At 65.4% G+C, this 1,541-nt stretch carries 1 protein-coding gene; it reads right to left on the minus strand.

From position 1 onward, the window contains the following. Positions 1–115 precede the first annotated feature (115 nt). Positions 116–1,541: dihydroxyacetone kinase subunit DhaK (locus HMPREF9538_RS13280; RefSeq protein WP_009485179.1), on the minus strand; the 1,426-nt coding region annotated here is incomplete at its 5' end.

The raw sequence follows: 1,541 nt of genomic DNA on the forward strand, positions 1-1,541 counted from the left end.
TTTCCCGGGGCTACCGGCGGTGCCGTTTTTTGTCGGGTGGCGGCTTACGCCTTACCCGACCTGCTTTTCGGCGGTGTTACGTCGCCCCGGTAAGCGCAGCGCCACCGGGGAAGGCTTAGCGTTCCGCCAGCGCCTTAAACACCATCGCCACCGCGTGGGCGCCGGGGTCCATGTTGCCGAGCAGGCTATCGCTGTTGAGATAGGACGCGCGTCCGGCGCCGGCTTTGCTTGACTGGCAGGTGCGATCCGCCCCGGCCTGCGCCGCGGCGAAAGCGGCCTGCAGATTCTCCGGTTCGGCCAGCAGCGCCGCCAGGGCCGGCTGCAGAGCGTCGATCATCGTCCGGTCTCCCTCATCGGCGCCGCCGTAAAACTTCATCTGTTCCAGACCGGCGTTCAGCGCCTCGGCCACGCTGGCGCCTTGCCCCAGCTTCTGCCCGGCAGCGGTGAAGAAGATAGACATCAATACCCCGCTGGAGCCGCCCATCACCACCGTCAGGCGTTCGCCGATCAGCGCGAAGAGCGTTGGCAGATCGTTCAGCGGCAGCTGCTGACGCTCGAGCCGCTCGGCAATTTCACGCGCCCCGGCGGCGAAGGTGGAGCCGGTATCGCCGTCGCCTACTTTGGCATCCAGCGCGTTGAGATGTTCTTCAAGATCGATGAGGGCGCCGGTCACCTGTGCCACGTAATCGCCCACCTGTGGGTTGGCCGAGGGCGTAAAATCCACCCGGGCGCTGTCGAGGGTGGACGGCACGACGTTGATAGTCCGCGGCTGCACCGGCTTCTGCCAGCTGGCGGTTTCCACATCCGAAAGCAGCGCTTTCTCAATACTCTCCTCCAGCACGATGGTGGTCAGCGAGAAGCCTTTCATATCCAGCGCCGTCACCAGCGAGGCCGGGCCTATTAACCAGTCAATGCGCGCCTGCAGCGGGGTGTTGGCCAGCTCGCGGGTCAGAATCGCCATCTCAGCCACCGACACGCCGCCGAGGTTATTGAGCATCACCGCCAGGCGGCCGGTTTCCGGTAGGGCGGCGGTCAGTTTTTCCACCATCAGGTTAACGATTTCCGCACTGTTTTGCGTGGCGATCGTCGAGGCGCCCGGCTCTCCGTGGATGCCCATTCCCAGCTCGGCGTGACCGGCCTGATGGCGCGGCGCGCTGTCGGCTTCCTGCGGCAGGTGGCAGCTGGCCAGCGCCACCCCGATGCTGGCGGTATGGCTGGCGGCGTATTGCGCTTCACGCAGGACGGTGGCGAGGTTGAAGCCGCGCTCGGCGAAATAGCCCGCCACTTTATGCACCAGAATGGTCCCGGCGATGCCGCGCGGCTGTTTGTTATCCGGCAGCGAAATATCGTCGCCGACGATCAGCATCTCCACGTTGTAGCCGAGTCGGCGCGCTTTCTCCGCCGCCAGACCGAAGTTAAGCCGATCGCCGGTGTAGTTTTTGACGATCAGCAGGCAGCCCGCCTCGCCGGTCACTGCCTGAATGGCGGTGAGCACCGCGTCGACGCTCGGCGAGGCGAACAGATCGCCGCAGACCGCGGCG

This window comes from Klebsiella sp. MS 92-3 (assembly GCF_000195655.1).
Classification (GTDB): domain Bacteria; phylum Pseudomonadota; class Gammaproteobacteria; order Enterobacterales; family Enterobacteriaceae; genus Klebsiella; species Klebsiella pneumoniae.